30 protein-coding genes are annotated in these 25,495 nt (G+C 63.3%); 15 read left to right on the forward strand and 15 right to left on the reverse strand.

The genetic code is table 11. The annotated features are described in order from the left end of the window. Positions 1-158: 158 nt before the first annotated feature. The gene (locus AC0V7N_RS03815; protein ID WP_475460193.1) at positions 159-1,178 is read left to right on the forward strand and encodes a LacI family DNA-binding transcriptional regulator; all 1,020 of its coding nucleotides are present in this window, start codon (positions 159-161) and stop codon (positions 1,176-1,178) included. 15 nt (positions 1,179-1,193) lie between these two features. Here the strand turns inward: AC0V7N_RS03815 and AC0V7N_RS03820 are convergent, their stop codons facing one another. From AC0V7N_RS03820 to AC0V7N_RS03835, 4 genes are all read right to left on the reverse strand, one after another. Then, on the reverse strand, positions 1,194-1,988 hold the full coding sequence (locus AC0V7N_RS03820; protein ID WP_475454853.1) for an inositol monophosphatase family protein: 795 nt from the start codon (positions 1,986-1,988) through the stop codon (positions 1,194-1,196). Positions 1,989-2,071: 83 nt separating this feature from the next. Continuing rightward, positions 2,072-3,073 carry an MsnO8 family LLM class oxidoreductase gene (locus tag AC0V7N_RS03825; RefSeq protein WP_496627718.1) on the reverse strand — a complete coding sequence of 334 codons (1,002 nt, stop codon included), beginning with the start codon at positions 3,071-3,073 and terminating at the stop codon, positions 2,072-2,074. Continuing rightward, entirely contained in the window at positions 3,070-3,903 is an 834-nt protein-coding gene (locus AC0V7N_RS03830) for an arylamine N-acetyltransferase family protein (protein ID WP_475454857.1), read from the reverse strand. Before AC0V7N_RS03830 ends, AC0V7N_RS03825 begins: the two co-directional genes overlap by 4 nt. A gap of 73 nt (positions 3,904-3,976) precedes the next feature. Further along, positions 3,977-5,146 carry an AI-2E family transporter gene (locus tag AC0V7N_RS03835; protein ID WP_258588125.1) on the reverse strand — a complete coding sequence of 390 codons (1,170 nt, stop codon included), beginning with the start codon at positions 5,144-5,146 and terminating at the stop codon, positions 3,977-3,979. 277 nt (positions 5,147-5,423) lie between these two features. On the opposite strand from AC0V7N_RS03835, the gene AC0V7N_RS03840 reads away from it, so the two are divergent. Beyond that, the gene (locus AC0V7N_RS03840; protein ID WP_475454860.1) at positions 5,424-5,978 is read left to right on the forward strand and encodes a carboxymuconolactone decarboxylase family protein; all 555 of its coding nucleotides are present in this window, start codon (positions 5,424-5,426) and stop codon (positions 5,976-5,978) included. A 101-nt stretch (positions 5,979-6,079) separates the two neighbouring features. Further along, positions 6,080-6,910, forward strand: coding sequence for a helix-turn-helix domain-containing protein (locus AC0V7N_RS03845; RefSeq protein ID WP_475454862.1), 831 nt, complete (start codon positions 6,080-6,082; stop codon positions 6,908-6,910). A gap of 88 nt (positions 6,911-6,998) precedes the next feature. Here AC0V7N_RS03845 and AC0V7N_RS03850 read toward each other — a convergent pair whose 3' ends face one another. Further along, positions 6,999-8,060 (reverse strand): LLM class flavin-dependent oxidoreductase, encoded by a 1,062-nt coding sequence (locus tag AC0V7N_RS03850; RefSeq protein WP_475454864.1) that lies wholly within the window; start codon positions 8,058-8,060, stop codon positions 6,999-7,001. Between the two features lie 220 nt (positions 8,061-8,280). On the opposite strand from AC0V7N_RS03850, the gene AC0V7N_RS03855 reads away from it, so the two are divergent. Then, positions 8,281-8,709, forward strand: a complete 429-nt coding sequence (locus tag AC0V7N_RS03855; protein ID WP_475454866.1) for a DUF6481 family protein — start codon at positions 8,281-8,283, stop codon at positions 8,707-8,709. Positions 8,710-8,865: 156 nt separating this feature from the next. Here AC0V7N_RS03855 and sugE read toward each other — a convergent pair whose 3' ends face one another. Further along, positions 8,866-9,180 carry a quaternary ammonium compound efflux SMR transporter SugE gene (gene sugE, locus AC0V7N_RS03860; RefSeq protein ID WP_064990686.1) on the reverse strand — a complete coding sequence of 105 codons (315 nt, stop codon included), beginning with the start codon at positions 9,178-9,180 and terminating at the stop codon, positions 8,866-8,868. 205 nt (positions 9,181-9,385) lie between these two features. Beyond that, positions 9,386-9,511 (reverse strand): hypothetical protein, encoded by a 126-nt coding sequence (locus tag AC0V7N_RS03865; RefSeq protein ID WP_013891842.1) that lies wholly within the window; start codon positions 9,509-9,511, stop codon positions 9,386-9,388. 214 nt (positions 9,512-9,725) lie between these two features. Here AC0V7N_RS03865 and AC0V7N_RS03870 point away from each other — a divergent pair, with 214 nt between their 5' ends. The 4 genes from AC0V7N_RS03870 (at position 9,726) to AC0V7N_RS03885 (ending at position 12,986) form a co-directional block, all read left to right on the forward strand. Next, a complete protein-coding gene (locus AC0V7N_RS03870) occupies positions 9,726-10,535 on the forward strand; it encodes a transglutaminase-like domain-containing protein (RefSeq protein ID WP_475454869.1) in 810 nt (269 codons plus the stop codon). A gap of 122 nt (positions 10,536-10,657) precedes the next feature. Then, on the forward strand, positions 10,658-11,611 hold the full coding sequence (locus AC0V7N_RS03875; RefSeq protein ID WP_475454871.1) for a cation diffusion facilitator family transporter: 954 nt from the start codon (positions 10,658-10,660) through the stop codon (positions 11,609-11,611). A gap of 77 nt (positions 11,612-11,688) precedes the next feature. Next, positions 11,689-12,093, forward strand: coding sequence for a GFA family protein (locus tag AC0V7N_RS03880; protein WP_475454873.1), 405 nt, complete (start codon positions 11,689-11,691; stop codon positions 12,091-12,093). A gap of 80 nt (positions 12,094-12,173) precedes the next feature. After that, positions 12,174-12,986 carry a class I SAM-dependent methyltransferase gene (locus AC0V7N_RS03885; protein WP_475460195.1) on the forward strand — a complete coding sequence of 271 codons (813 nt, stop codon included), beginning with the start codon at positions 12,174-12,176 and terminating at the stop codon, positions 12,984-12,986. Positions 12,987-12,999: 13 nt separating this feature from the next. On the opposite strand, the gene AC0V7N_RS03890 is transcribed toward AC0V7N_RS03885, so the two are convergent. Further along, entirely contained in the window at positions 13,000-14,268 is a 1,269-nt protein-coding gene (locus tag AC0V7N_RS03890) for a DNA recombination protein RmuC (protein WP_475454875.1), read from the reverse strand. A gap of 103 nt (positions 14,269-14,371) precedes the next feature. Here AC0V7N_RS03890 and def point away from each other — a divergent pair, with 103 nt between their 5' ends. Genes def through truA form a run of 4 tightly spaced genes read left to right on the forward strand, consistent with a single transcriptional unit; the run spans position 14,372 to position 17,135 of the window. Continuing rightward, the gene (def, locus tag AC0V7N_RS03895) at positions 14,372-14,902 is read left to right on the forward strand and encodes a peptide deformylase (RefSeq protein ID WP_475454877.1); all 531 of its coding nucleotides are present in this window, start codon (positions 14,372-14,374) and stop codon (positions 14,900-14,902) included. Between the two features lie 6 nt (positions 14,903-14,908). After that, positions 14,909-15,862 carry a methionyl-tRNA formyltransferase gene (fmt, locus tag AC0V7N_RS03900; protein WP_475454880.1) on the forward strand — a complete coding sequence of 318 codons (954 nt, stop codon included), beginning with the start codon at positions 14,909-14,911 and terminating at the stop codon, positions 15,860-15,862. Next, the gene (locus tag AC0V7N_RS03905) at positions 15,859-16,365 is read left to right on the forward strand and encodes a GNAT family N-acetyltransferase (RefSeq protein WP_475454882.1); all 507 of its coding nucleotides are present in this window, start codon (positions 15,859-15,861) and stop codon (positions 16,363-16,365) included. The genes fmt and AC0V7N_RS03905 overlap by 4 nt, the downstream gene beginning before the upstream one ends. 23 nt (positions 16,366-16,388) lie before the next feature. Beyond that, positions 16,389-17,135, forward strand: a complete 747-nt coding sequence (truA, locus tag AC0V7N_RS03910) for a tRNA pseudouridine(38-40) synthase TruA (RefSeq protein ID WP_475454884.1) — start codon at positions 16,389-16,391, stop codon at positions 17,133-17,135. Positions 17,136-17,175: 40 nt separating this feature from the next. Here truA and AC0V7N_RS03915 read toward each other — a convergent pair whose 3' ends face one another. Together AC0V7N_RS03915 and dapE are read right to left on the reverse strand one after the other, a co-directional pair. Further along, entirely contained in the window at positions 17,176-17,808 is a 633-nt protein-coding gene (locus AC0V7N_RS03915; RefSeq protein WP_475454886.1) for a transporter, read from the reverse strand. Positions 17,809-17,813: 5 nt separating this feature from the next. After that, a complete protein-coding gene (dapE, locus tag AC0V7N_RS03920) occupies positions 17,814-19,007 on the reverse strand; it encodes a succinyl-diaminopimelate desuccinylase (RefSeq protein ID WP_475454888.1) in 1,194 nt (397 codons plus the stop codon). A gap of 169 nt (positions 19,008-19,176) precedes the next feature. On the opposite strand from dapE, the gene AC0V7N_RS03925 reads away from it, so the two are divergent. After that, the gene (locus AC0V7N_RS03925; protein WP_496628000.1) at positions 19,177-20,184 is read left to right on the forward strand and encodes a 2-dehydropantoate 2-reductase; all 1,008 of its coding nucleotides are present in this window, start codon (positions 19,177-19,179) and stop codon (positions 20,182-20,184) included. Here AC0V7N_RS03925 and AC0V7N_RS03930 read toward each other — a convergent pair. The 4 genes from AC0V7N_RS03930 to dapD form a co-directional block, all read right to left on the reverse strand. Continuing rightward, the gene (locus tag AC0V7N_RS03930; protein ID WP_475454892.1) at positions 20,087-20,860 is read right to left on the reverse strand and encodes a hypothetical protein; all 774 of its coding nucleotides are present in this window, start codon (positions 20,858-20,860) and stop codon (positions 20,087-20,089) included. The genes AC0V7N_RS03925 and AC0V7N_RS03930 overlap by 98 nt on opposite strands. 13 nt (positions 20,861-20,873) lie before the next feature. Further along, entirely contained in the window at positions 20,874-21,251 is a 378-nt protein-coding gene (locus AC0V7N_RS03935) for a DUF805 domain-containing protein (protein ID WP_010912753.1), read from the reverse strand. Next, positions 21,244-21,597 (reverse strand): DUF805 domain-containing protein, encoded by a 354-nt coding sequence (locus tag AC0V7N_RS03940; RefSeq protein ID WP_475454894.1) that lies wholly within the window; start codon positions 21,595-21,597, stop codon positions 21,244-21,246. The genes AC0V7N_RS03935 and AC0V7N_RS03940 overlap by 8 nt, the downstream gene beginning before the upstream one ends. Positions 21,598-21,670: 73 nt before the next feature. After that, positions 21,671-22,525, reverse strand: coding sequence for a 2,3,4,5-tetrahydropyridine-2,6-dicarboxylate N-succinyltransferase (dapD, locus tag AC0V7N_RS03945; protein WP_475454896.1), 855 nt, complete (start codon positions 22,523-22,525; stop codon positions 21,671-21,673). A 145-nt stretch (positions 22,526-22,670) separates the two neighbouring features. On the opposite strand from dapD, the gene AC0V7N_RS03950 reads away from it, so the two are divergent. Beyond that, the gene (locus AC0V7N_RS03950; protein WP_421915140.1) at positions 22,671-23,516 is read left to right on the forward strand and encodes an LOG family protein; all 846 of its coding nucleotides are present in this window, start codon (positions 22,671-22,673) and stop codon (positions 23,514-23,516) included. Positions 23,517-23,712: 196 nt separating this feature from the next. Here the strand turns inward: AC0V7N_RS03950 and AC0V7N_RS03955 are convergent, their stop codons facing one another. Continuing rightward, positions 23,713-24,435: a pyrimidine 5'-nucleotidase gene (locus AC0V7N_RS03955; RefSeq protein ID WP_475454899.1), complete on the reverse strand. Its 723-nt coding sequence runs from the start codon at positions 24,433-24,435 to the stop codon at positions 23,713-23,715. Between the two features lie 162 nt (positions 24,436-24,597). Between AC0V7N_RS03955 and AC0V7N_RS03960 the strand changes: the two genes are divergently transcribed. Beyond that, positions 24,598-25,359: a GGDEF domain-containing protein gene (locus AC0V7N_RS03960; protein WP_475454901.1), complete on the forward strand. Its 762-nt coding sequence runs from the start codon at positions 24,598-24,600 to the stop codon at positions 25,357-25,359. The last annotated feature ends 136 nt before the right edge of the window (positions 25,360-25,495 follow it).

The following is a 25,495-nucleotide window of genomic DNA, read 5'->3' on the forward strand; positions in this document are numbered from 1 at the left end:
ATGCTGTCAAGCCGCCATCTGATAACGCAGGATTGACCCTTTTCAATTCTTGCGAAAAACCTTGATATTCCGTAGGTATAGCGAACAAACACCGGCGAAACGTTTCGAAAATGGCAGCATCCAAGCGGACGAGACAGCGGAAATCGACGGCGCCGACCATGCTGCATGTGGCCGAAGCCGCGCGTGTCTCGGTCGCCACCGTGTCGGCACTGATCAACGGCACGGCGACCGTCAGCCCGGAGCTCAGCCAGCGCATCAAACAGGCGATCCGCGATATCGGCTACAAGCGCAATGCGATCGCCCGCAGCCTGAAGATGGGCACGACGCGCACCATCGGGCTGACCGTGCCGCACATCACCAATCCGTTCTTCACCGATGTCGTCTCGGTCATCCAGCAGGCCTTCGACCGCGCCGGCTATGCCGTCATGCTGTGCTGCACGGATGAGGATTTGAACACCCAGGACGACCAGATCCGGCTGCTGCTCGACCGCATGGTCGACGGGCTGATCGTGGCGCGTGTCGGCGATGGCGCGATCCTCAAGCGGATCGTCGACGACGCCAATGTGCCTGTGGTGCTTCTGGATCGCGTCTGCGACGGCGTCGACACCGATACGGTGGTGCTCGACAACCAACGCGCGGTGTTCGACGCCATCACCTATCTGATCAATCTCGGCCACCGGCGCATCGGCTACATCACCGGCACGTCGGACATTTCGCCGATGCATGACCGCATGACGGGGTATCGCGAGGCGCTTCACGCCGCCGGCCTGCCGGTGGCCGAGGAACTGGTCCGCTCCGGCAATTTCCATGAGATCGATGGCTACAACGCGACCATGCAGCTGCTTTCGTCGCATGACCGGCCAAGCGCGATCTTCTCGGCCAACAACCCGATGGTGATCGGCACCATGAAGGCGATCCGCGATATTGGCCTGTCCTGCCCCGAAGATATTTCGGTTGCCTGCTTCGACGATTTTCCCTGGTCCGACGTGTTCCAGCCGCAGCTGACCACCGTGGCGCAGCCGGTACAGGCGATCGGCGAACAGGCGGCCAATCTGTTGCTTGACCGCCTCGCCGGCAACCGGGATGCGCCACCGCGCAAACTCGTGCTCAAAGGCCGGCTGATGATCCGCAATTCGTGTCGGCCGCTGGGAGCAATCGCGCAGAGCGTGAGTGCCTGAGCGGCGGATGCCGGATCAGGGCTTGAACACCCCTGAACAAAGCGCCTGCAGCTTCGAAAACACGCCCTTGCCACCCGTGATGACCTGTGTCCCGCTCCGCAGCACCGTCTTTGGGTCTGCCTTCAGAACCGTGCCGCCGGCCTCCTCGATCAACAGCATGCCGGCCAGGCAGTCCCAGGCGTTCATATGCTCTTCCACATAGCCAAGCAGCCGGCCCGAGGCCACATAGGCCAACATCAGGGCGCCTGACGCGTTGCGGAAGAAGACGCCGCCTTCGGCAAGGATCCTGCTGATCAGCACGGCGATATTTTCGGCCTCGGCCCGGTTTGAAAATCCGGTCCCCACGGACCCTTCTTCAAGGTTGGTCGCCGCACTCGTCCTGATCGGCCTGCCGTTGACGAAGGCGCCGCCGCCGAGCCGGCCGTGGAAGGTTTCGCCGGTCGATGGCTCGTGGATGACGCCGACGACCGTCTCCCCGTCCCGTGCACAAGCGATCACCACGCACCAAGCGGGAATGCCGCGCACGAAATTGGCGGTGCCGTCGATGGGATCGATGACCCAGACATAGCCGGTCGCGCCAGCGACCGAGGCATGTTCCTCGCCGACGATGCCGTCTTGCGGGTAATCAGCAGCGATGGCCGCGCGGATGAACAGCTCGACCTCGCGGTCGGCTTGCGAGACCAGGTCCTGATGGCCCTTGCTCTCGATGGTCAGGCTTTCCAGATCGCGGAAATATTTGAGCCCGAGTTCGCCTGCCCGCCGCGCCAGATCGATGGCAAACTGCGTGCGGGCGTCAAGATCATGTGTCACGGGAAAGCTCGCTCTTGCCACTGGATGCTCCGCACTTAGCAGAGCATCGCTACCGGCAAAAGGACCCGGCGAGACAGAAAACGTCAGGCCGCCCGCGACAGCGATTTGTGCGCCTCGGCCAGGATCTCGAAGGAGCGCACGCGGGCGGCGTGATCGAAGATCTGCGCGGTGACCATCAGCTCGTCGGCGCCGGTGCGGCGCACGAAGGCGTCGATGCCCTGGCGAACCGTTTCCGGGGAACCTACGACAGCGCAGGACAGCGCCTGACCAAGCATGGTCTTGGCCATCGGGTCGAGATCCCTGTCATAGCTCTCGACCGGCGGCGGCAATCGTCCCGGCCGGCCGGTGCGCAGATTGACGAAGGCCTGCTGCAGGGAGGTGAACAGCAGCCGCGCCTCGGCGTCGGTGGGTGCTGCAAAGACATTGAGGCCGAGCATGACATGCGGTCTGTCGAGCTGCTCCGACGGCTGGAAGCGCGAGCGGTAGATGTCCAGTGCGTGGTCGAGCTCGGCCGGCGCGAAATGCGAGGCGAAGGCATAGGGCAGGCCGAGCATGGCGGCGAGCTGCGCGCCATAAAGGCTGGAGCCAAGGATCCAGATCGGCACGCTCTGGCCTTCGCCGGGCACGGCCCTGAGGCGCTGGCCTTCCTCGGCCGGCGGGAAATAGCCCATCAGCTCGACGACATCCTGCGGAAAATTGTCGACGCCGGCCTCGAGGTTGCGGCGCAAGGCGCGCGCGGTGTTCATGTCGGTGCCGGGTGCCCGGCCAAGGCCGAGATCGATGCGGCCGGGAAACAGGGCGGCCAGCGTGCCAAACTGCTCGGCGATGACCAGCGGCGCATGGTTGGGCAGCATGATGCCGCCGGCGCCGACGCGAATGGTCTTGGTGCCGCCGGCGACATGGGCGATGACCACGGATGTGGCGGCGCTCGCAATGCCCGGCATGTTGTGGTGCTCGGCCAGCCAGTAGCGCTTGTAGCCCAGCCGCTCGGCATGGCGGGCGAGATCGAGCGAATTGGCCAGCGACTGCGAGGCATTGCTGCCTTCGACGATCGGCGACAGGTCGAGAACGGACAGTTCGGTCATGCGTTGGTCTCCACGATCTTCTTCTCACGCACTTTGGCCTCGAAAGCCGTGCGGTCGGGAATGATGATGCCGAGCTGGCCTTCCAGCGTGTCGGCGAGTTGGGCGGCGGTGATTATCTCTGTCTGCTCGGTGCGGCCGCCAAGGTGATGGATCGACAGGCGGTTGCCGCGCAATGCGTAACGCCGGTCGGGCGTAGCGCGTGCCGCTATGACGGAGGAGAGGAAATGCGATGTCGGATTGGTCGACAGGAAGTAGTTGGTGACGGAATAGTCGACCTCATATTGTGGCTGCAGGTCGAAGCGATAGAGCGAACGCCAATCGCCGCCGATTGAGGCCTGAAGCCGGAAATGATCGTCCACCTCGACGAGACGGAATGTCTCGTGTGGGGTTTTCTGTTCCGCGCCGGGCTCCAGCAGCAGTGGCGCCGTCAGGGTCAGGCCGCCGAAGCCGACATCGGCGACATAGGTCCGACCATCAAGCTCGACGCGCAGCAGCATGTGGCTGCGCGCGGTGATGGCGTCTTCGGGTTGGCCCCAAAGCACACGCGCGGCCAGACCGCCGACCTGAAAGCCAAGCGCCTTCAGCGCGTGCATGAGGAGGAGGTTGTGTTCGAAGCAATAACCGCCACGTCCGCCAAGGAGTATTTTGTCCTGCAGAGCGGCAAGGTCGAGCCGGACCGGTCGGCCAAGAAACGGATCGATGTTCTCGAACGGTATTGCCTGCGGGTGGAGGAAATGCAGTGCCTTCAGCGTATCCAGCGATGCGTCACGCGGACCGGCGTAACCGATGCGAGCGAGATAGGCGTCGAGATCGAAGGAAAGGTCGTTCATCGGGAAGCGGCACCGGCCATTGTCCGGCCGCATATAGGCATTCGATCCGGGCGCCGCAAACACGGCCCGCCGGTTACGCCGCGGCCTTGCCGTTCTCCTCGACGGGTTCGTCCTCCACCACGGCGGTTTGCTGCGCGGCGAGGAAATTGCCGACATGGTCGAGCCCCTCGAAATGGTCGCAGAACACCTTGATGACGACCAGCAGCGGCACCGCCATCAGCGCGCCGACGAAACCCCACAGCCACGACCAGAAGGCAATGGCGATGAAGATCGCCACGGCGTTGATCTCCAGGCGCCTGCCGACCACCATCGGTGTCACGAACTGGCCTTCGACAATGTCACACAACAGCACGAAGGCCGGCGCCAGCAGCGCGTAGGAAATGGTGTCGAAGCTGATCAGTGCCATCACCGCGACCAGCACGATGGTCAACAGCGCGCCGACATAGGGCAGGAAGTTTAACAATGCCGCGGCGACGCCCCAGACCAGCGGGTTGGGCATGCCGAGCGCCCACAGGCCAATGCCGATGACCGTGCCGAGGCCGGCATTGATGATGGTGACGGTGAGCAGATAGTGCGAGATTTCGCGCTCGACGTCATAGACGACGCGCAGCGCCCGCTTCTTCTCGCTGAGGCTGGCGAAGGACTGGATGATCTTCTCGTAGAACATCGTGCCCGAGGCGAGCAGGAACAGCGACAGCACGAAGATGATGGTGAGGCTCGTTCCCGCCGACAGGATGTTGCTGGCGGCCGCCGACAGGATGCCGGACTGGGCGACCGCCACCTTCTGGATGCCCGGCTCCTGCGAGGTCTCGGTCATTTGCTCGATCTGATGCGAGACCTGCATGATTCTTTCCAGCGGACGCCGCAATTGCGCCAGCCGCTCGGTGAGCTGCTGGCCGATCGACGAGGTGTTGTTGAGGAGGTCGATAACCGGGCCTGAGAGCAAATAGCCGGCGCTGGCGAAGACGCAGATGGACAAGAGCACCAGCAAGGTTGCCGACACCACTTCGGGAATGCCGCGTTTGCGCAGCAGCCGCACGATCGGCGTCAATGTCAGCGCCAGCAGGAAGGCCAGGATGACCGGCATGAAGAAGGCGCGGGCGAAGTAGAGGGCGTAGATGGTCATGAAAATGAAGATGCCGACCAGCAGCGAGCGCATCAGATGCGTGTCGGCACGTGCCACCTCGCGCGACTCTTCGGCCTCGGCAACGCCTGCGCCCAAAACGGCGGGTTCGGTTTTCATGGTCGCCCTCAAGCCCGCGCCCCTCAGCGCGGCAATTACCTGCATGAAAACGCAGACTCCGGGCGCGGGTTCCATGAGCCGGCTTCGAAGCCGGGCCGGATGGCAGCAGGAAATCAGCGGTTGGGCAGCGCTTCGATCGAAATATTACACCGCATGTAATTGAGACCATGCCTTCGAGAGGCTTAGTGGATGGGGACTTTCGCGATGCAACACTGTCGTAGGGCATCCGCGAAGGTGTGCGTGCAATCAGAAACTGATCTTGCAAGAGGATGTTACAATGCAGAGATTCACCCTTCAGACGATCGAGTCTGCGCCGGAACAATCCAGGCCGACGCTGAAAGCCTTGGCAGAGCGATTTGGTTTTCTTCCGAATGTGATGGCGACGATGGCGAACAATCCGGTTCTTCTCAATGGATTCGCCGGCAGCTTCGGCAGCTTTCACGGTGGCAGCTTCGACGAGATCGAAAAGCAGGTGCTGCTGCTGACCAACGCCGTCACGATCAAATGCCCCTGGACCGTTGCCGCCCATTCGACGTTCGCCATCGAAGACGGGATCGCCGAGAGCGAAGTCTTGGCGATCCGGGCGGGCAGGCTGCCGAGCGATCCCAGATATGCGGCGCTGTCGGCACTGACAAAGGCGCTGATCGAGACCAGGGGAAACGTGAGCGACGCCGATATCGACGCGTTTACATCGGCGGGCTATTCGAAGGCCCAGATCCTGGAAGTCGTGACCGGTATCGGCATTTCCACCATGGCGGCAATCACCACCAACATGGCTGGCACGCCGATCGAGGACCGTTTTCAGCCGCAGCTGTGGTCCGCGGCGGCCTGAACCAATCGACATCGCATGGATTGGCTGACGCGATCCATGCGATGTCGGCTTCATGCGCTGTCCGATCGCCATGTATGGTGCAAGTGGATTGCGAGGACCCCATGAAATCGGCCGATCTCAAGACGAACATGACGCCGAACCTGGGCGTGCTTTTGCGCCACTGGCGTGATCTGCGTGGCCGAAGCCAGCTCGACCTGTCGCTCGATACCGGGATTTCGCAAAAGCAGATCAGCTTCGTCGAAAGCGGCCGCAGCGTTCCCGGCCGCCAGACCTTGATGACCATCGCCCAGGCGCTCGACATCCCCTTGCGCGACCGCAACAATTTGCTGCTGGCGGCAGGCTATGCGCCGATGTTTTCCGAGAGTGCGTGGGACTCGGCCGAGATGACCGGTGTGACCAACGCCTTGAAGCGCATGTTGCGGCAACATGAGCCGTTTCCGGCCCTGGTCATGGATCGCTACTGGAACGTGCTCATGACCAACGAAGCCGCGCCGCGCTTCTTCGGCGGCTTCATCGACATGGCCGCCCGCCAGGGACCGCGCAACATGCTGCACCTGATGTTCGATCCGCAAGGCATGCGCCCGTTCGTCGCCAATTGGCCCGATGTCGCGAAAAGCCTGTTCGAGCGCGTCTATCGCGAATCCATCGGCCGCGCCGTCGATGACAAGACCAAGGCATTGCTGGCGGAACTGCTCGCTTATCCGGACGTGCAAAGCGCATGGAGAAACCCGGTGGCAATCGGCTTCATGCCGACCATTCCACTGGGCTTCGTCAGGGGAGATCGGGTTCTCAACTACTTTTCGATGGTCACAACAGTAGGCACGCCGCAAACCGTCGCCGCCCAGGAACTGCGCATCGAATGCATGTTCCCGGCCGACGAAGCGACCGAAATCCATCATGCGGAGCTTATGAAGGCCGCCGGCAGCCCATAAATGTGTAGCGGCGGGACGAGCCCGCTCTACCTCTTTGTTTTGCGCAATTGCGGACGGAAAGCCGTTTCACACTTTTCCTGCAATTGCTTCAGGCGACGGGCGCAGCCACCGCCGGAGCGGATTTTGCGGTTTCCTTGCGCACGATCGGCGCCACTCTCGTGCCGTAGAGCTCGGTCGCCTTCATGATCTTGGCATGCGGCATGGTGCCGATCGCCATCTGCAGCAGGAAGCGGTCATTGTTGAAGATCCTGTGCTGGGCAACGATCTTCTCGGCCATCTGCTCCGGACTGCCGACGAACAGCGCGCCGTTGGGACCACGCGACTGGTCGAAATGCGCCCGCGATGTCGGGCCCCAGCCACGCTCACGGCCGATCCGGTTCATCACCTCGGCCTGCGGACCGTAGAAATCGTCGGCCGCCTGCTCGGTCGTCTCGGCAATGAAGCCATGCACGTTGATGCTGGTGGCGAGACCCGCCGGGTCATTGCCTGCGCGCTTGGCGGCCTCGCGGTAAAGGTCGAACAGCGGCGCGAAGCGCGCCGGCTCGCCGCCGATGATGGCAAGCGCCAGCGGCAGGCCGAGCGCACCCGCGCGGGCGGCAGACTGTGGCGTCCCGCCGATGGCGATCCAGACCGGCAGCCTGTCCTGGAAGGGTCGGGGATAGACACCGCGATCGTTGATCGGTGCACGCAGATTGCCGGACCAGGTGACCTTGACCTGGTCGCGGATGGCGAGCAGCAGGTCGAGCTTTTCGGCGAAGAGCTCGTCATAGTCCTCGAGATTGTAGCCGAAGAGCGGGAAGGATTCGATGAATGAGCCGCGCCCGGCCATGATCTCGGCACGGCCGCCCGACAGAAGATCTAGCGTGGCGAACTGCTGGAAGACACGGACCGGATCGTCCGAGGAGAGCACGGTGACCGCGCTGGTCAGCTTGATGCGTTTCGAGCGTTCAGCGGCCGCCGCCAGGGCCACGACGGGCGCTGAGGCGGCATAGTCAGGCCGGTGATGTTCGCCGAGACCAAAGACGTCGAGACCGACCTGGTCGGCCAGTTCAACCTCCTCGATCAGGTTGCGCAAGCGCTCATGCGGGCCGATGGCGCCGGGGCCCGGCTGCGGGCTGACGTCGGCAAAAGTGTAGAGACCGAGTTCCATGTGATGTCATCCTGGTGTTGGGTTTTAGCGCTAGAGGTAGCGAGCGACCCGTCTTGCCGCCAGAGGGGCTAGCGGTGAACAGTGCATGTCGATTTCCAGGGGAAAGGCGTCTCCCGGCTGCAACATCGCGGAATTTCATGGCTGGCATACCGTTTTGGCGCTTGAACTCTCGGCATTCGCGCGTATGTAAGCCTCGCGAATTGACTTCAGGGAAGTGGACTTGGCTATCTATAGGGAAAAAGACATTTTCGAGCGGCGCAATGCCGCGAACGAGGCAAAGAAGGCGCTTCTGGAGCGCTTCAAGTCGAAGCCGGCGGCAGACGATCCTGCAGTCGTGGCGCGACAGGCCGAACGCAAGGCAATCCTCGAGGCCCGCGAGATTCGCGAAGCTGAAAAGGCAAGGCTGAAGCAGGAGAAGCTGGCACGCGAGGCGGTCGAGAAGGCCGAGCGCGAGGCAGCGGCCGAAGCGGCACGCATTGCGGCCGAAGAGACGGCACAGGCCGAAGCGAAGATCAAGGAAGCCGAAGAGAACGAGCGCATCGCCCGTTTGCTGGCCGACGAAGCCGAACGCAAAGCAAAACGCGACGCACGCTATGCGGCGCGCAAGCAGCGCACCGGCAGAACGCCTCCAGGCTTCTCAGCCCGCTAACGCCTTAGCGGCCAAGCTTCGAAATTTGGAATCAGGGTCGCCTTGCAGCGGCCCTGAAGGCGTTTGCGTGAAAGCAAGGCTTTGAGCCTCTCCGAGGCAGGTCATGCCAGCGGCCGCGCCCTCGGGCCAGGTCCGAGGACGGGCGCTTGGACGTAATCAGGCCGCGAACTTCAGCCCCATAATGCCGCAGACAATCAGCGCGATGCAGGCAAGTCGGATCGCGGTTGCGGGCTCGCCGAGCAGCCAGATGCCGAGCAGCGCCGTGCCGACGGTGCCGATGCCGGTCCACACCGCATAGGCGGTGCCCACGGGAAGCGCCTTCAGCGCCAGGCCAAGCAAAGTAAGGCTGACGATCATCGAGGCGACGGTGAGGACCGTCGGCACCAGTTTCGAGAAGCCATCAGTGTATTTGAGGCCGATCGCCCAGCCGATTTCGAACAGGCCGGCGAAAAACAGAAGAATCCATGACATCGGGAACGCTCCATCCAGCATCGGGCCGGAGACGGAATCCGCTCCTCAGATGCCGATCATAGTGGCGGGTCGTCCCGACCGAATTTTCGGGGAAGCGCGGGGTCGTCCCCGCGCCACAAATATAGGATTGTCCAAACGCCCGATCAACCCGGCGGCATTGTCTGACGCCGCCGGTGGGATTTCGCCGCGCCTGACTTACCGAGGCCTACTTTTCCTTGATGCGCATCGCCTTGACCGGCGGCGCCTTCAGGGCGGGAGCGGGTGCCGGCTTCTTCGCATCCTTCTTCGGCTTGCGGGCTTCCTTGCCTGCCTTCATCGCACCTTTAGCCATGATTCGTTCCTCCAGTTGCGGGATGCAGAGTGAAACAAGAGAAACGCTTTGCTGCAAGGGGGCAGCGCGCCTGTCGCGACTGCCGGTCGACGGCTTTCAACCGGTTTCTAATTTGCTCGTAAACCATCCCGGTCCGTGCCATTCTCATCTTCGCACTGCAGCATCGACCCGCGCCTTCGCCGGGTGATCGCTGGGCAGGCCGGTCAGGACAACAATGCGGATCCACATCGGCTGCGAGATGAGTTTCGACTTCCCGCAGGAAACGCCGCTTATCGCGATGCTCAATGTCCACTATTCCCGCGCCTCCGATCTAGAGCGCCCGGATTTTTTGACCTCGAATCCGCCGGTGCCGATCGAGAGCTACCGCGACAGTTTCGGCAATTGGTGCAACCGCTTCGTTGCTCCCCCCGGCCGGTTCACATTCGGCACCGATGCGGTCATCCGCGCGCCCGGCACATTCGAGATGAGCGAGCTGATGGCCTGGCAGCACGAGGTGCGAGACCTGCCGGCCGAAGCGCTGCTGTTCCTGTTGCCCAGCCGGTTTTGCGAGAGCGACCTTTTGGCCAACGAAGCGTGGCGGCTGTTCGGCCATACGCCGCTCGGCATCCCGCGCGTGCAGGCGGTGTGCGATTTCGTCCACAACCACATCGTCTTCAACTACGGCAACGCGCGACCGACGCGCACCGCGGCGGAAGCCTATCGCGAGCAGAGCGGCGTGTGCCGTGACTTCGCGCATCTCGCCGTCACCTTCTGCCGGGCGCTCAACATCCCGACACGCTATTGCACCGGCTACATCAGCGATATCGGCATGCCGAAGCCGTGGTCGAGCATGGATTTCTGCGCCTGGATGGAGGTCTATCTCGGCGGCCGCTGGCACGCTTTCGACCCGCGCAACAACGCACCGCGCATCGGGCGCATCCTGATCGCCTCGGGCCGTGACGCGGCGGATGTACCGCTGACCCATATTTTTGGACCAGGGACACTTGCCGGCTTCAAGGTGTGGACCGACGAGATCGTCGAGTAGAAGGCGTTCCTGCCCATAAGTCTTCAACCGTCTGAACGGCTGGACGGTTCGCGCGTTGTGCTGCCTGTGGAGCTTCGGCGGCAGGGCCGTTACAATGGGCATCCTGAAGGGGACAAGACTGCATGGCCGGGCATGGCGGCTCGAAAACGGTTATCTACGCGGCGCTGGCCGGCAATATGGCCATCGCGCTGACCAAATTCGCCGCCGCCTTCTTCACCGGCAGCTCGGCAATGTTGTCGGAAGGCGTGCACTCGCTGGTCGATACCGGCAATGGCGGCCTGCTGCTCTACGGCATGCACCGTGCCGCGCGCCCGGCCGACCGCACGCATCCGCTCGGCCACGGCCGCGAACTCTATTTCTGGAGCTTCATCGTTGCCCTGCTGGTCTTCGCGCTGGGTGCCGGCGTGTCGTTCTACGAGGGCATCGTCCACATCATGGCGCCGGAGCCGGTCGCCAACGTCAAGGTGAACTATATCGTTCTCGGCCTGTCCTTCCTGTTCGAAGGCACCTCCTGGATGGTGGCGCTGAAGGAATTCCGCCGAGAGAAGGGCAAGCAGGGCTGGCTGCAGGCCGTGCAATCGAGCAAGGACCCGAGCGTCTATACCGTGCTGTTCGAGGACAGCGCGGCGCTTCTTGGCCTGATCGTCGCCTTTGCCGGCATAATGGCGGCGGAGCTGCTGGAGATGCCGGAGCTCGACGGCGCCGCCTCGATCGGTATCGCGCTGATCCTCGGCGCGACGGCGATCTTCCTCGCCCGCGAAAGCAAGGGGCTGCTCATCGGCGAGCCGGCCTCACCCGAGGTGCAGAAAAAGGTGCTGGCGATCGCCCAGCAGGACCCGGCGGTGCAGCGGGCGAACGGCGTGCTGACCGTCCACATGGGGCCGCAGGAGATCGTTGCTGGCTTGAGCATCGAATTCGAGGACCATCTGACGGCGCCGGAGATCGAAGCCTGTGTCGAGCGGATCGAGGCCCGGTTGAAGAAGGAGATGCCCGAGATCACGCGGCTGTTCGTCAAGCCGCAGACCACGGGCACCTGGGAGCAGCGGCGCAAGCTGATCGAAGCCGCGTCCGAGTAGTCCTGGACCAGCACTGCACTGTTGGCCCCACCACCTGGTCCCGCTAAGATCGGTCGGTGGATTTCGGAGGAGCAAGCATGAAGATCGATGGCGGGTGCCATTGCGGCGCCATCACCTATGAGGCGGAGGTCGATCCGGAAAAGACCTCGATCTGCCACTGCACGGACTGTCAGCAACTGACCGGCACGGCCTTTCGCGTCACCGTTCCCGCGCCTGAGGATCACTACCGGATCACCCGGGGAACGCCAAAAATCTATATCAAAACCGTAGCGAGCGGCGCCAAGCGCGTTCAGGCCTTCTGTGCCGACTGCGGTTCGCATCTTTACGCGACGTCGGTCGGCGACGGCCCGAAAATCTATGGGATCAGGGTCGGCACCGCGCGGCAACGCCAGGATTTGACCCCAAGACAACAGAAGTGGCACAGATCGGCTCTGCACTGGCTTCCGGAATTCGAAGGCATGGCGACCGTGGAGGAGCAGTAGCCCCGTTTCTCGGGTCGAAAGCCGCCCAGACACGCAATTATGTGCTAGCCTGGCTCGCCATCAAACGGGCGGGGATAGCCATGTTGGAAACGGACAAATTGTTTGCCGGCTCGATCCCGGAAAACTACGACCGCTATATGGTGCCGTTGATTTTCGAGCCGTTCGCCGCGGACCTTGCACGGCGAGCCGCGTCCTTATCGCCCAGCGCCGTCCTGGAAGTCGCCGCGGGCACCGGGGTCGTCACCCGCACCTTGGCGCCAAAACTATCCCCTGACGCAAGCTATGTCGTGACCGACCTCAACCAGCCGATGCTCGACTACGCCGCTTCGTGTCAAGCGCCCGACAGTCGCATCCAATGGCGCCAGGCCGATGCCATGGCGCTGCCCTTTGAAGACGCGGCCTTCGATCTGGTTTGCTGCCAGTTCGGCGCGATGTTCTTTCCCAGCCGCCCCTCCGCCTACCGCGAGGCAAAGCGGGTGCTGAAGCCCGGCGGACATTTTCTGTTCAACGTATGGGATCGCATCGAAGAGAATGTTTTTGCCGATGATGTGACGAATGCCCTGGCGAGGATTTTTCCGAACGATCCGCCACGCTTTCTGGCCCGCACGCCGCACGGCTACCACGACACGGCATTGATCCGCAGCGACCTTGAGGAGGCAGGTTTCTCCAGCGTGGCGATCGAGACGAGAGCCGAACAAAGCCGGGCACCTTCGCCGCGCATTCCGGCCGTTGCCTATTGCCAGGGAACTGTTCTTCGCACCGAAATCGAGGCCCGGGATCCGGGCAAACTCGACGCTGCAACGGACTATGCAGCAGCCGCGATTGCGGCCAGACATGGCAGCGGGGCGTTTGCCGCCAAAATTCAGGCGCACGTCATCGTGGCCGTGGCCTAGGTGGAATTGCCCGCTAGTCATCGCCTTCGACGACCCGCAGCCTGAGCTGGCCGGTCTTTGAATCGGCAACGCGCGGTCCGGGCTCGAGTTTCGCGGCCGGTGCCCGTGACGGTATCTCCGAGGCGTCGCCTTCGGGCTGCACGCCGAACTCCAGCGCCTCGATCTTCTGGCCGCGCTTGGTCACCTTCGATGTCGAGACGAGGATGTCGTCGATGTCCTTGGCCGACTGGCCGAAATGCACCTGCAGCTTGCGCACGCGCTCGTCGACGCGCGCGACATCCTCCATCAGCCGGATCACCTCGCCCTGGATCAGATGCGCCTGTTCGCGCATGCGGGCATCCTTGAGGATCGCCTGGATGACCTGGATCGACAGCATCAGCAGCGATGGCGAGACGATGACGATGCGGGCACGGTGCGCCTTGTGGACGATCGCCTCGAAATTCTCGTGGATCTCGGCGAACACCGATTCCGACGGCACGAACATGAAGGCGGTGTCCTGCGTCTCGCCCTGGATCAGATATTTCTCGGAGATATCGCGGACATGGATCTCGATGTCGCGGCGAAAGGCCTGCGAGGCGACCTTCTGCAGGTCGGCGCCATCGGCGGCACGGATGGCATTCCAGGCTTCCAGCGGAAATTTGGCGTCAATGGCCAGCGACGGCGCGCCGTTCGGCATCTTCACCAGGCAATCCGGCCGGCTGCCATTCGACAGGGTCGCCTGGAATTCGTATGCGCCCATCGGCAGACCGTCGGCGACGATCGCCTCCATGCGCGACTGGCCGAAAGCGCCGCGCGTCTGCTTGTTGGAGAGGATCGCCTGCAGCTGAACGACCTGGCCGGCGAGCGACTGGATGTTGCCTTGCGCGACATCGATGATCGCCAGCCGCTCCTGCAGTTTGGCCAGGCTCTCATGCGTGGATTTGGTCTGCTCGGTCATGGTCTGGCCGAGCCTGCCGGTCATGGCGTCGAGGCGCTGGCCGATCGACTGCGTCAGTTCCGCCTGGCGCGCCCCGAACACTTCGGCGATGGCGCCCATGCGGCCCTGCATCTCGGCCTGGCTTTGCAATATGCCGGCCATCCGTGCCTCGGCGTCGCGGGCATGGTCGGCGGCTTCCGCGGCAGCGACCGCGCGCGCCTTGGCCGACCGCCACAGCGCGATGACCAGCGCCACGAACAGGCCGAGAAACAGCAAGGCGCCGAAAGCCAGCGCATGGCCAAGCGTAATCGTGGTGGCGCCAAGCCGTGCGACGGGCTCGGAAAGGATGGTGCTCAGATCATTCATGTGGACAGCATAGCCGATTCGGCAGGCTGGCACAGATCAAAACGTGAACGAGGCTCGGGCGCCCCGGTTGACGCTTTTCGCTGGACGTCTTAGGTGGAACGCCATGCCGATCAAGCCGCTCATCATCCTTCCCGATCCCATCCTGCGCCAGCTTTCCAAGCCGGTGGAGCGCGTCGACGCGCCTTTGCGCAAACTGGCCGACGATATGCTGGCGACCATGTATGACGCGCCCGGCATCGGGCTGGCGGCGATCCAGATCGGCGAGCCTGTGCGCATGCTGGTGATCGACCTCGCCAAGGAAGACGAAACGCCGGCGCCGCATGTCTTCATCAACCCCGAGATCCTGGAAAGCGCCGAGGCGCGCTCCGTCTATGAGGAAGGCTGCCTGTCGATCCCCGACTATTACGCCGAGGTCGAACGCCCGGCTTCCGTTCGGGTGAAATATCTCGATCGCGACGGCAAGCTGCAGGAGATGGAGGCCGAAGGCCTGATGGCGACCTGCCTGCAGCATGAGATCGACCATCTCAACGGCGTGCTGTTCATCGACCACATCTCGAAGCTGAAGCGCGACATGGTGGTGAAGAAGTTCAAGAAGCTCGCCAAGGACAAGGCGCCGGGCAAGCTGGTGGGATAGGGGAAAATGCCCCTTCGCGTCATCTTCATGGGCACGCCGGAGTTTTCGGTGCCGACGCTGCGCGCCATTGCCGAGGCCGGACATGAGATTTCAGCCGTCTACACGCAGCCGCCGCGTGCCGCCGGCCGGCGCGGGCTGGAGCTGACGCCGTCGCCGGTGCAGCGCGAGGCGGAGCGGCTTGGCATCGAGGTGCGGACGCCGACCTCCCTCAAGAGCGAGGCCGAGCAGGCCGCTTTCCATGCCCTGCAGGCCGATATCGCCGTGGTCGTCGCCTATGGTTTGCTGCTGCCGAAGGCTGTTCTCGACGCACCCCGGCTTGGCTGCATCAACGGCCATGCATCGCTTTTGCCGCGCTGGCGCGGTGCCGCCCCCATCCAGCGCGCCATCATGGCTGGAGACCTGGAAAGCGGCATGATGGTGATGCGCATGGAAGAGGGTCTGGATACCGGACCGGTGGGATTGCTTGAAAAATGCGCCATCGAACCCGATATGACGGCGGGCGATCTGCATGATCGGTTGATGAGTGTCGGTGCTGCCTTGATGGTGGAAGCGCTGGCGCGGCTGGAAGAGAACACCCTGACATTTACCGCGCAAGCGGCGGAAGGGGTGACTTACGCCAGAAAAATCGATAAATCCGAGACGCGCGTGGACTGGACGCGGCCTGCGGCCGAGGTCCATAACCACCTTCGTGGCCTGTCGCCCTTTCCCGGCGCCTGGTCCGAAATTGACATTGGCGGCCGCATGGAACGGCTGAAACTGCTTCGCTCGACGCTGTCCGAAGGCCTGTCGCTTTCGGACGATTTGGGCGAGTCGGGAGGAATTCTCGATGACCGGCTGACGGTCGCCTGCGGGGCAGGCGCGGTCAGGTTGGTCGAAGTTCAACGTGCGGGCGGAAAGCTCGCCGCCGCGTCGGAATTCCTGCGCGGAGCCAAGATCGTAAAAGGAATGAAGTTCTCATGAGCATGATGTCGATACGCGCGGCGACGCCGCGGGATCGCGAGGCCATTCGCCTCGTCGAAGAACACGCTTTCGGCCAGCAGGCGGAGGCCGGGCTGGTCGACGCACTGGTCACCGGCGGCGATGCCGTCGTCGAACTGGTGGCGGAAGAAGACGGCCAGGTGGTCGGCCACATCCTGTTTTCGCGGCTGTTCGTCAGCAATGGCGGCAAGAGCTTTGCGGCCTTGGCGCTGGCGCCGCTGGCGGTGGAACCTTCGTTCCATGGCAGCGGCATTGGCGGCGCGCTGATCCGCGAGGCGCATATCCGTCTCAGGGATGCCGGCGAGACGCTGGCCGTGGTGCTGGGCGACCCGACCTATTACGGCCGTTTCGGCTACAGCCATGCGCGTGCCGAAAAGTTCGAGAGTGAATACCAAGGCGAGGCGCTGCAGGCGCTGGCCTGGGGCGACGCTCCGGAAGCCGGCAGGCTGGTCTACGCCTCCGCCTTCACCGCACTCGCCGCCTAGGCGAGTGCGTATAGCGCTCCGGCATGCCGCGTTTTCGCCTCGACATCGAATATGACGGCAGCCTGTTTGCCGGCTGGCAGCACCAGGCCGATCAGCCTTCGGTGCAGCAGGCGATCGAGCAGGCCATCGAAAAATTCAGCGGCGAGGCGGTGCGGATGCGCGCCGCCGGCCGCACCGATGCCGGCGTGCATGCGACCGCCCAGGTGGCGCATGTCGACCTCGCCAAGGCATGGCCTGGCGACAAGGTGCGCGATGCCATCAACGCGCATATGCAGGCGGCGGGCGCGCATGTTGCCATCCTGAAGGCGACGGTCGTCCCCGACGATTTCGACGCGCGCTTCTCAGCCACCGGCCGCCACTATCTCTACCGCATCCTCAACCGGCGCGCGCCCGCGGCCCTGGACAAGGGCAAGGTGTGGTGGGTGCCCAAGCGGCTCGACGCCGGCGCCATGCATGAGGCGGCGAAAATACTGCTTGGCCGGCATGACTTCACCACCTTCCGCTCCACCCAGTGCCAGGCCAACAGCCCGATCCGGACGCTGGAGCGGCTCGATGTGAGCCGGACGGGCGACGTGATCGAAGTGAGGGCTTCGGCGCGCTCCTTCCTGCACAACCAGGTGCGCTCCATGGTCGGCTCGCTCAAGCGCGTCGGCGATGGCGGCTGGACCGAGGCCGACCTCAAGGCGGCGCTCGAGGCGCGCGACCGCGCCGCCTGCGGCCAGGTGGCGCCGCCCGACGGGCTTTTTCTCATTGGCGTCGATTATCCCTGAATAGAGACGAAGGCTCTATTCGGAATAGAGCCGGAAGATCCTATCCAGGGACGAGTCCGGAAAGGCTCTGAGCCCCGATATCGTCGGGGACGGTGATGCCAAGCAGCATCTGCAACCCGAACAGCACCAACAACGAAGCGATGAACATGCCGGCGAAAACGGCGGTGCCGACTGCCGCGCCCTTGCCGATCGTGGCGTTGGTCATGCGCCAGGTCAGCACCATCGACAGGGCAAACAGCAGCAGCGACACGAGGCTCGAGACCTGGCTCGCCGAGGACAGGAAAAGCCGGATCAGCGCCGAGGGCAGCATCAGCCAGGCGGTGATGGCCGAGGCCCAGTTGCTGGCGACGACATAGTGGACGAAGCGCCCGCCAATGCCCGCGCGCGGCGCGACCAGGGCGAGCGCGATCAGCGGCAGCACCCAGGAGCCGATATCGACCGTCGCCAGGCGCATCAGCATGCTGAAGCGGCCGGCGAAGGCATCGGGGTCGCCGATCTCGTTGGCGATGCCGACCCAGCCGACGATCAGCGCCGGCGCGGCAACAACGATGGCAAAAAAGGAATTCCAGAAACCGTCGGCCGACAGGTCGAGCAGGCGCAGGCCGTCGGCCTTGCCGAGCATCAGTCGCCAGGCGCCGGTCAGCGAAGCTTGGGTCTCGTCCGCCGTAAGCATGCTGCTCAGCCCTGTCCGAACCAGTCTTCGATGAAGCGCTGGTAGATCCGCGTCAGCGTTTCAAGATCGGCAATGGCGACGCGCTCGTCGACCATGTGCATGGTCTTGCCGACCAGGCCGAACTCGACCACCGGGCAATAATCCTTGATGAAGCGCGCATCCGACGTGCCGCCGGAGGTCGACAGCGTCGGCTCCTTGCCGACCGCCGCCTTGATCGAGCCGGCAAGCGTGTCGATGAGCTTGTCGTCACGGGTCAGGAAGACATGGCTCGGCCGGTCACGCCAGATGAGATCATAGTCGACCGACGTCTTCTTGCCCGGCCGGTATTTCTTGCGTTTGGCCGCCTGGTCGAGGCGATTATGGATTTCAGCCTGCACGGTCTCGGCCGTCCAGGTATCGTTGAAGCGGATGTTGAAGGTCGCAGTCGCTTTTGCCGGGATGACATTGGTGGCCGGGTTGCCGACATCGATGGAGGTCACCTCCAGATTGGTCGGCTGGAAATCCTTCGTGCCCTTGTCGAAGACGGGATGCAGCAAGGCGTCGACCAGGCTCATCAGCCCGCGCACCGGATTGTCGGCAAGATGCGGATAGGCGGCGTGGCCCTGGCGGCCATTGACGGTGACCGAACCGGACATGGAGCCGCGGCGGCCGATCTTGATCATGTCGCCGAGCGCATCCGGGTTGGTCGGTTCGCCGACGATCGCGGCATCCCATTTTTCGCCCCTGGACGCCGCCCATTCGAGCAGCTTGACCGTGCCGTTGATGGCCGGGCCCTCCTCATCGCCGGTGATCAACAGCGAGACCGAACCCTTGGGGCCGTCCTTTGTCTCGACATGGCGCGCCACGGCGGCGATGAAGCAGGCAATGCCGCCCTTCATGTCGACCGCGCCACGGCCATACATCTCGCCATTGGCGATCTCGGCGGCGAAGGGCGGATGCGTCCAGGCGGCTTCGTCGCCAACCGGCACCACATCGGTATGGCCGGCGAACATCAGATGCGGGCCGTTGCCGGACCGCCTTGCGTAGAGGTTCTCGATATCGGGCGTGCCGTCTTCCGAAAACACCGGCCGGTCGACCAGGAAGCCGAGCGGTTTCAGCATCGTTTCCAGCGCGCTCAGTGCGCCGCCTTCGGCTGGTGTCACCGAGGCGCAACGGATGAGGGCGGCAAGGTTTTCGGCGGGATCGGTCGGCAGCGTCATGGCAAAAGCGATAGTCGAAAGCGGAAGGCCTGTCACGGCCCGACATAGAGGCCAGCCCAATGGTCCACGATACCGCCAACATTATGGTTTGCATGTCGTATAGTCAGGCCGGTGCGGAGCAAGAGATGGCAGACGGGGAAAAAGGATCGTCATCGCCGGCGCCGGCAGCATCGGCTGCTATGTCGGCGGCTGCCTGGCGCTTGCCGGGCGGCAGGTGATTCTGCTGGCCCGGCCGCGCATCGAGGCCGCGCTGCGGCAGGGCGGATTGTGCATCAGCGACCTTGAAGGCCGCGATCGCCTGGTCAAGCCGGACGGGTTCGGGATCACCGCCGATCCGTCCGCCGCCTTGCCCGAGGCGGACCTGATCCTGGTGACCGTCAAGAGCGGCGCGACGCACGAAATGGCAGTGCTGATCAAGGCCCATGCCCGCCCCGATGCGGTGGTGATCAGCCTGCAGAACGGCGTCGACAATGCCGACCGGCTGCGCGCCGTGCTTGGCCCGCGAACGGTGCTGGCCGGCATGGTGCCATTCAATGTGGTGCAATCGCCGGACGGCGACCTGCCGCTACGCGTCCACCGCGCCAGCGACGGCAAGGTGATGATCGAGGCCGGTGGCCTTGCCGGCCTTCTCGATGTCGTCAGTCTTCTTGATGTCGGGGGACTGCCGGTCGAGTCGCATGGCGACATGAAGGCCGTGCTGTGGGGCAAGCTTCTGATGAACCTCAACAACGCGCTGGTGGCGCTGTCAGGCCTGCCGCTGGCGAGCGAACTCGCCGACCGCCGCTGGCGGCTGATCCTGGCCGGCCAGATCGACGAAGCGCTTCGGGCGATGAAAGCCTCCGGCATCGAGCCGGCGCGGATCGCCGGGCTGCGGCCGGCGCTGCTGCCGACAGTGCTCAGGCTGCCGGACTGGCTGTTCAAACTGCTGGCGCGGCGCATGCTGGCGATCGATCCTCAGGCGCGCTCGTCGATGTGGGACGATCTGCAGCGCGGCCGGCCGACGGAGATCGGTGAGCTGCAAGGGGCGGTGATCGGCCTCGCCGAAAAAACGGGCACGCCGGCGCCGCTCTTGAAAAGCGTTACCGCTTTGGTGCGCGCGGCGGAAGCGGCGCGGCTGGGGTCGCCGGGCCTGGCGCCGGAACAGGTTGTGCCGCCGGGTGGCTCTCGATCAGGGTGATCTTCTGCCATATCTTGCGCGACAGGTTTGAACTCAAATTCTCGATGTCGTTGACGCCGTCGATGACCACGTCGTCATTGACCGATTGGGCGAAGAGCGCGGCGATCTTGCCGGTGATCGACAGCATTTCGGAGCAATAGTCGAGGTAGCGCGCCAGGTCGGCGGCATTGGTGATGCGGGCCGGCGAATGCGCCGTCGGCTTGAAATTGGCCGAAAGCGTTGCCGGATCCTTGGTCAGCTGGTGCATGTCGATGACGTGGATCAGCGAGCGCAGGCCATGCAACTGGCGAAACACCTTCTTGCGCTTGATGCGCTCCTCGGTGCGGATCAGCGCCAGCAGGCCGAGCACGGCGAGAATGCAGGTGTTGATCGATGCCTCGATGCCTTGCACCGATTGCAGGGCATCGTCGTTTCCCGAGATGCGGTCGAGAGGCAGGATGGTGCCGACGAACACAAACACCAGCACACCGGCGACGAAGGCGGCGATGATCAGGCCGCGCAGCCACCAGATCGGCTCCTCGAGCGCCTTTGCCGCCTTGGCCAAGTCGCGCGACAGCGACACCAGTTCGGCGGCGACGCCGCGCAATCCGGCCTTTGGAAACCGTTCTGCAACGCGGCTCTCCAGCCGCTCGGCGGTGTCGATGATCAGTTTCGGATCAAGCGTGCGGTAGCGCATGTCCGATCGGTCCTCAGGGTTGTGCCGGCTCGTTGGTGCGCCGGCCATAGCGGTTGGGCCCAGGCTGCCCTGGAAACAAGCACAACACAAGAAAGGCGACGATCGAGACGACCGGTACGAACAGGATCAGCGCGGCAATGCCCGGCTTGTCGAGGTCGTGCAGGCGTTTCACCGCCAGCGCGATGTTCGACCACAGCGAGGCAATGAAGGCGATGAAGAAGATGAACGACCACATGTTGCTCTCGGCCGAGCCTTCCGGCACCAGCGTGAAGCGGTAGAGCGGGAACGCCTGGATGATAGCGACCAGCAGCCCGCCAAGAAAATAGGCCGCGCGGCTAACGCGGCCCGATGTCTTGAAGAAAAGCCAGGTAAGATTTGAACTGTCAGGCAAGCGGGTCCGGTCCGTATTGATTGGCACCCTTGGCGCCTTCGAGAATGCCGCATTCCACCAGAAACCAGATCGCGCCGATAAAAGGCACCAGGATGATCAGGGTCCACCAGCCGGACTTGCCTCGATCATGCCAGCGCTTGGCGTAGACTGCGAAGATCGAATAGAGCATGGCGAGCGAGTAAAGCACATAGATAAAGCCGTAAGGCATTTGGTTGAATGTCGTGCCCAGTATGTTGTCGAGGATCATCGCGATCACCGCGCCAACGAAAATGACGCCGACGCAAGCCCAGAATTTGGCGCGGTTGATGCGACCCTCATAGCTGGTCAGCAGATATTTCCAGTCCATGTCACCCCTCCATGTTGAACCAGCGCGACGGATTGTCGCGCCGGCGGGAAGGTGCGCCCGCTTTGCGGAAAGATCAATCGCGCAGCAATTCGTTGATCGAGGTCTTGGAGCGGGTCTTGGCGTCGACCCGCTTGACGATAACGGCGCAGTAGAGGCTGGGGCCGGGCTCGTTGTTTGGAAACGGCTTGCCGGCCATCGAGCCGGCGACGACGACGGAATTTGGCGGCACTTCGCCATAGAAGACCTCGCCGGTGGCGCGGTCGACGATCTTGGTCGACTGGCCGATGAAGACGCCCATGCCGAGCACCGAGCCCTCGCGCACGATGCAGCCCTCGACGACTTCCGAACGCGCGCCGATGAAGCAATTGTCCTCGATGATGGTTGGCCCCGCCTGCATCGGCTCCAGCACGCCGCCGATGCCGACGCCGCCTGACAGGTGGACGTTCTTGCCGATCTGGGCGCAGGAGCCGACCGAAGCCCAGGTGTCGACCATGGTGCCCGTATCGACGTAGGCGCCGACATTGACGAAGGACGGCATCAGCACGGCGCCCGGGGCGACATAGGCGGAGCGGCGCACGATCGACGACGGCACGGCGCGAAAGCCCGCCTTCTCGAAATCGACAGCGCTCCAGCCATCGAACTTGGACGGCACCTTGTCCCACCACACGGCTTCGCCCGGACCGCCCTTGATGATCTCCATCGGGTTGAGCCGGAAGGACAGCAGCACCGCCTTCTTCAGCCACTGATTGACATGCCACTTGCCGTCGGCCTGGCGCTCGGCGACGCGGACGGTGCCGTGGTCGAGCAGGTCGAGCGCCGACTGGATGGCATCGCGCGTTTCGCCACGGGTCGATGTCGAAATGGTGTCGCGTTCCTCGAAGGCCTTCTCGATGGTCTTTTCGAGGCTCGCCAGATCGGGCTTCGACATGAATTCGCTCCATTACCAAGCTGTTAAGGGCCTGAGCCTTAACCTGTTTTGAAAGTCGCGCGGACCCTATGTTAAGGCTCAATGGGGGTCAATCGCGCCTGCGTCATGGGACGGCGCAGTCAAGGAAATTTGGACGGGTAATTCGATGACACCTATGGAAAAGGCGGGGTGGACGCCGCTGCCGCATTCGGACGAGGATCTGGAGCGGTCGAAAAGCGTGCCGGACACGCCGCAGACGCGGGCCGAGACCTACCGGCTTGCCTGGAACGACCCCGACTTCATGACGCGGCGCGAATTGCGCGCGGTGCGGCTGCAGCTCGAACTTTTGAAGCCGGAAATGATCCTGGCCGAGCGCGGCATCCGTTCGACCGTGATCCTGTTTGGCGGCGCGCGCCTGCCGGAACCCGGTGGCGAGGCCTGGGCGGCCAAGAACGAGACGCAAAAGAAGAACCTCGAGGAAAACAGCAAATATTATGAGGAGGCGCGCAAATTCGCTCGCCTGTGCTCGCAGCAGTCGGCCGCGTCATACTACCGCGAATATGTCGTGGTGACCGGCGGCGGCCCCGGCGTGATGGAAGCGGGAAATCGCGGCGCCGACGATGTCGGCGCACCGTCGATCGGGCTCAACATCGTGCTGCCGCACGAGCAGGCGCCGAACATCTATGTGACGCCGGAGCTGTGCTTCAACTTCCACTATTTCGCCATCCGCAAGATGCACTTCGTCATGCGCGCCAAGGCGGTGGCGGTGTTTCCCGGCGGCTTCGGCACGATGGACGAGTTCTTCGAGACGCTGACGCTGATCCAGACCGGACGCATGGAGCGCGTGCCGGTGATCCTGTTCGGCAAATCGTTCTGGAAGCGGGCGATCGACCTCGATTTCCTCGCCGAGCAAGGCACGATCAGTCCCGGCGACCAGGACATCATCGATTTCGTCGACACCGCCGATGAGGCGTGGGGGATTATCAGCCGGTTCTACAAGTTAGGGGAGTAGGGCGGGGAACTGAGGAACTGGGAACTGGGGAACTGGGGAATTGAAGAATTGAGGAATTGAGGAATTGAGGAGTTGAGGAATTGAGGAGTTGAGGAGTTGAGGAGTTGAGGAATTGAGGAATTGAGGAATTGAGGAGTTGAGGAATTGAGGAATTGAGGAAAAGCAGGGCAGGATCGTTCCCCAGTTCTTCAATTCCTCAGTTCTTCAATTCCTCTTCCTTCCCCTCCACAATCGCCGTCAGAAACCCGGCGAGATCGTCGGTGACGTAGTCGACATCGTCCTCCTGCGCGGGGTCGCGTTCCCATATCTCGGCAAAGGTCGGCTCGAAATTGCGCGGCACCACCAGCACCGTGGTCATGCCCAGCGACTTCGGCACCTCCAGGTTGCGGGCGAGATCCTCGAACATCACCGCATTAAGGCCGGTGACGGCGTGCAGTGCGGCGAACTTCTCGTAGGTCTGGCGCGCGGGCTTGGGATTGAGGCCGGCGGCAACGATATCGAAGATGTCGTCGAAATGGTCGAGGATGCCGAGCTGGCGCGCGGTGCGCTCGGCGTGCCTGCGGTCGCCATTGGTGAAGATGAACTTGCGGCCGGGAAGCTGGCGGATGGCGGTGCCGAGAACGGGGTCGGGCACCAGCCATGAATAGTCGATGTCATGCACCTTCTCGAGAAAATCGTCGGGGTCGATGCCGTGGCGCGTCATCAGGCCGTTCAGCGTCGTGCCATATTCGAGATAGAGTTCCTTCTGCAGCTTGCGCGCCTCGTCGCGCGGCAGCGCCAGCAGTTCCCCGACATAGGCGGTCATCTTGACGTCGATCTGCGAGAACAGATTCGAATGATGCGGATAGAGCGTGTTGTCGAGGTCGAACACCCAGTCGGTGACATGAGCGAAGCGGGCGGGATCAGGCAGCGTGGTCATGCGCTCCTTATGGCACGAAACAGAGATTCTGAAAGAGACTTTATCCACAACTTCCACGCGCTTTTAGTGGCAGAAATGGCCCCACGATTCAAATTTTAAGCAACCGGGAAAGGTGGCCTTCAGGGCTTGCTGGCACAGAGACAGTCCTGTGGGGAGCCTGCGATGAACAGCATCATTCTGAAATCCGCCGCTATCGCTTTCGCCTCCGTCGCCGCCTCGCTTCTTCTGACGCTGATCATCGTTCCAGCCTTGGGATTCCCGATCAACCGAACGATCTGGCTGACCTCCACGCTGTGCCCGCTGGTGCTTGCATGGGTGGCCTGTGTCAGCACCTTCTGGCAGAGCGACAGGCTGAAAAACGCGCACCGCGAACTGGCGAGGGCCCACGCCCAGCTTGCCGCCGCACACCGCCGCCTGGCGGAAAAGGCGAGCCGCGACGACATGACCGGAATGCTCAACCGGGAAAGTTTCTTTGCCGCGCTCGACGGCTCCCGGCGCAAGTCCGACCGCGGCGCGCTGCTGATCATCGACGCCGATCATTTCAAGAAGATCAATGACAGCTTCGGTCACCTGACCGGCGACGACGCGCTGCTTTTGATCGCCAGCGCCATCGAGCGCGGCGTGCGCAGCGGCGATGTGCTTGGCCGCATCGGCGGCGAGGAGTTCGGCGCGTTTCTGGTCGGCGCCACTGAGCAGGAGGCCAAGCGTGTCGCCGAACGCATTCGCCGCGAGGTTGAGCTGATCCGCTTCCGGCCGGTCGACGAACGGACCATTCCGCTGACCGTCAGCATCGGCGGCACCGTCTGTGGCGAGGACATCAACGTCTCGGAACTGATGCGGGCCGCGGACCGGCGCCTCTACCAGGCCAAGCATCGCGGCCGCAACCTGACGATCCTCGATACGGACATTTCCGCGGCCGCGTGAGCCATGGGTCGGCACACCCGGACCGTTAAGGAATTTCTAACTCTGTTTGCATTCGGTTGTGCCGCTTGCCCGTCTTTTCACTGCCTTGAGACCAGGCTTGGCACGATACTGGCCTCTGTGACGATGCGTGTGCCGT

It is taken from the genome of Mesorhizobium kamtschaticum, assembly GCF_056174585.1.

Excerpts from the sequence above, each read along its gene's own strand:
- AC0V7N_RS03930 (WP_475454892.1), bottom strand. The coding sequence starts at position 20,860 with ATGCGCTACCGCACGCTTGATCCGAAACTGATCATCGACACCGCCGAG.
- AC0V7N_RS03915 (WP_475454886.1), bottom strand. The coding sequence starts at position 17,808 with ATGCTTACGGCGGACGAGACCCAAGCTTCGCTGACCGGCGCCTGGCGA.
- sugE (WP_064990686.1), bottom strand. The coding sequence starts at position 9,180 with ATGTCATGGATTCTTCTGTTTTTCGCCGGCCTGTTCGAAATCGGCTGG.
- AC0V7N_RS03850 (WP_475454864.1), bottom strand. The coding sequence starts at position 8,060 with ATGGAACTCGGTCTCTACACTTTTGCCGACGTCAGCCCGCAGCCGGGC.
- def (WP_475454877.1), top strand. The coding sequence starts at position 14,372 with ATGCCGATCAAGCCGCTCATCATCCTTCCCGATCCCATCCTGCGCCAG.
- AC0V7N_RS03835 (WP_258588125.1), bottom strand. The coding sequence starts at position 5,146 with ATGAAAACCGAACCCGCCGTTTTGGGCGCAGGCGTTGCCGAGGCCGAA.
- AC0V7N_RS03950 (WP_421915140.1), top strand. The coding sequence starts at position 22,671 with ATGACACCTATGGAAAAGGCGGGGTGGACGCCGCTGCCGCATTCGGAC.
- AC0V7N_RS03880 (WP_475454873.1), top strand. The coding sequence starts at position 11,689 with ATGAAGATCGATGGCGGGTGCCATTGCGGCGCCATCACCTATGAGGCG.
- AC0V7N_RS03865 (WP_013891842.1), bottom strand. The coding sequence starts at position 9,511 with ATGGCTAAAGGTGCGATGAAGGCAGGCAAGGAAGCCCGCAAGCCGAAG.
- AC0V7N_RS03890 (WP_475454875.1), bottom strand. The coding sequence starts at position 14,268 with ATGAATGATCTGAGCACCATCCTTTCCGAGCCCGTCGCACGGCTTGGC.
- truA (WP_475454884.1), top strand. The coding sequence starts at position 16,389 with ATGCCGCGTTTTCGCCTCGACATCGAATATGACGGCAGCCTGTTTGCC.
- fmt (WP_475454880.1), top strand. The coding sequence starts at position 14,909 with ATGCCCCTTCGCGTCATCTTCATGGGCACGCCGGAGTTTTCGGTGCCG.
- AC0V7N_RS03815 (WP_475460193.1), top strand. The coding sequence starts at position 159 with ATGCTGCATGTGGCCGAAGCCGCGCGTGTCTCGGTCGCCACCGTGTCG.
- AC0V7N_RS03940 (WP_475454894.1), bottom strand. The coding sequence starts at position 21,597 with ATGGACTGGAAATATCTGCTGACCAGCTATGAGGGTCGCATCAACCGC.
- AC0V7N_RS03830 (WP_475454857.1), bottom strand. The coding sequence starts at position 3,903 with ATGAACGACCTTTCCTTCGATCTCGACGCCTATCTCGCTCGCATCGGT.
- AC0V7N_RS03825 (WP_496627718.1), bottom strand. The coding sequence starts at position 3,073 with ATGACCGAACTGTCCGTTCTCGACCTGTCGCCGATCGTCGAAGGCAGC.
- AC0V7N_RS03870 (WP_475454869.1), top strand. The coding sequence starts at position 9,726 with ATGCGGATCCACATCGGCTGCGAGATGAGTTTCGACTTCCCGCAGGAA.
- AC0V7N_RS03955 (WP_475454899.1), bottom strand. The coding sequence starts at position 24,435 with ATGACCACGCTGCCTGATCCCGCCCGCTTCGCTCATGTCACCGACTGG.
- dapD (WP_475454896.1), bottom strand. The coding sequence starts at position 22,525 with ATGTCGAAGCCCGATCTGGCGAGCCTCGAAAAGACCATCGAGAAGGCC.
- AC0V7N_RS03840 (WP_475454860.1), top strand. The coding sequence starts at position 5,424 with ATGCAGAGATTCACCCTTCAGACGATCGAGTCTGCGCCGGAACAATCC.
- AC0V7N_RS03885 (WP_475460195.1), top strand. The coding sequence starts at position 12,174 with ATGTTGGAAACGGACAAATTGTTTGCCGGCTCGATCCCGGAAAACTAC.
- AC0V7N_RS03845 (WP_475454862.1), top strand. The coding sequence starts at position 6,080 with ATGAAATCGGCCGATCTCAAGACGAACATGACGCCGAACCTGGGCGTG.
- AC0V7N_RS03960 (WP_475454901.1), top strand. The coding sequence starts at position 24,598 with ATGAACAGCATCATTCTGAAATCCGCCGCTATCGCTTTCGCCTCCGTC.
- dapE (WP_475454888.1), bottom strand. The coding sequence starts at position 19,007 with ATGACGCTGCCGACCGATCCCGCCGAAAACCTTGCCGCCCTCATCCGT.
- AC0V7N_RS03875 (WP_475454871.1), top strand. The coding sequence starts at position 10,658 with ATGGCCGGGCATGGCGGCTCGAAAACGGTTATCTACGCGGCGCTGGCC.
- AC0V7N_RS03905 (WP_475454882.1), top strand. The coding sequence starts at position 15,859 with ATGAGCATGATGTCGATACGCGCGGCGACGCCGCGGGATCGCGAGGCC.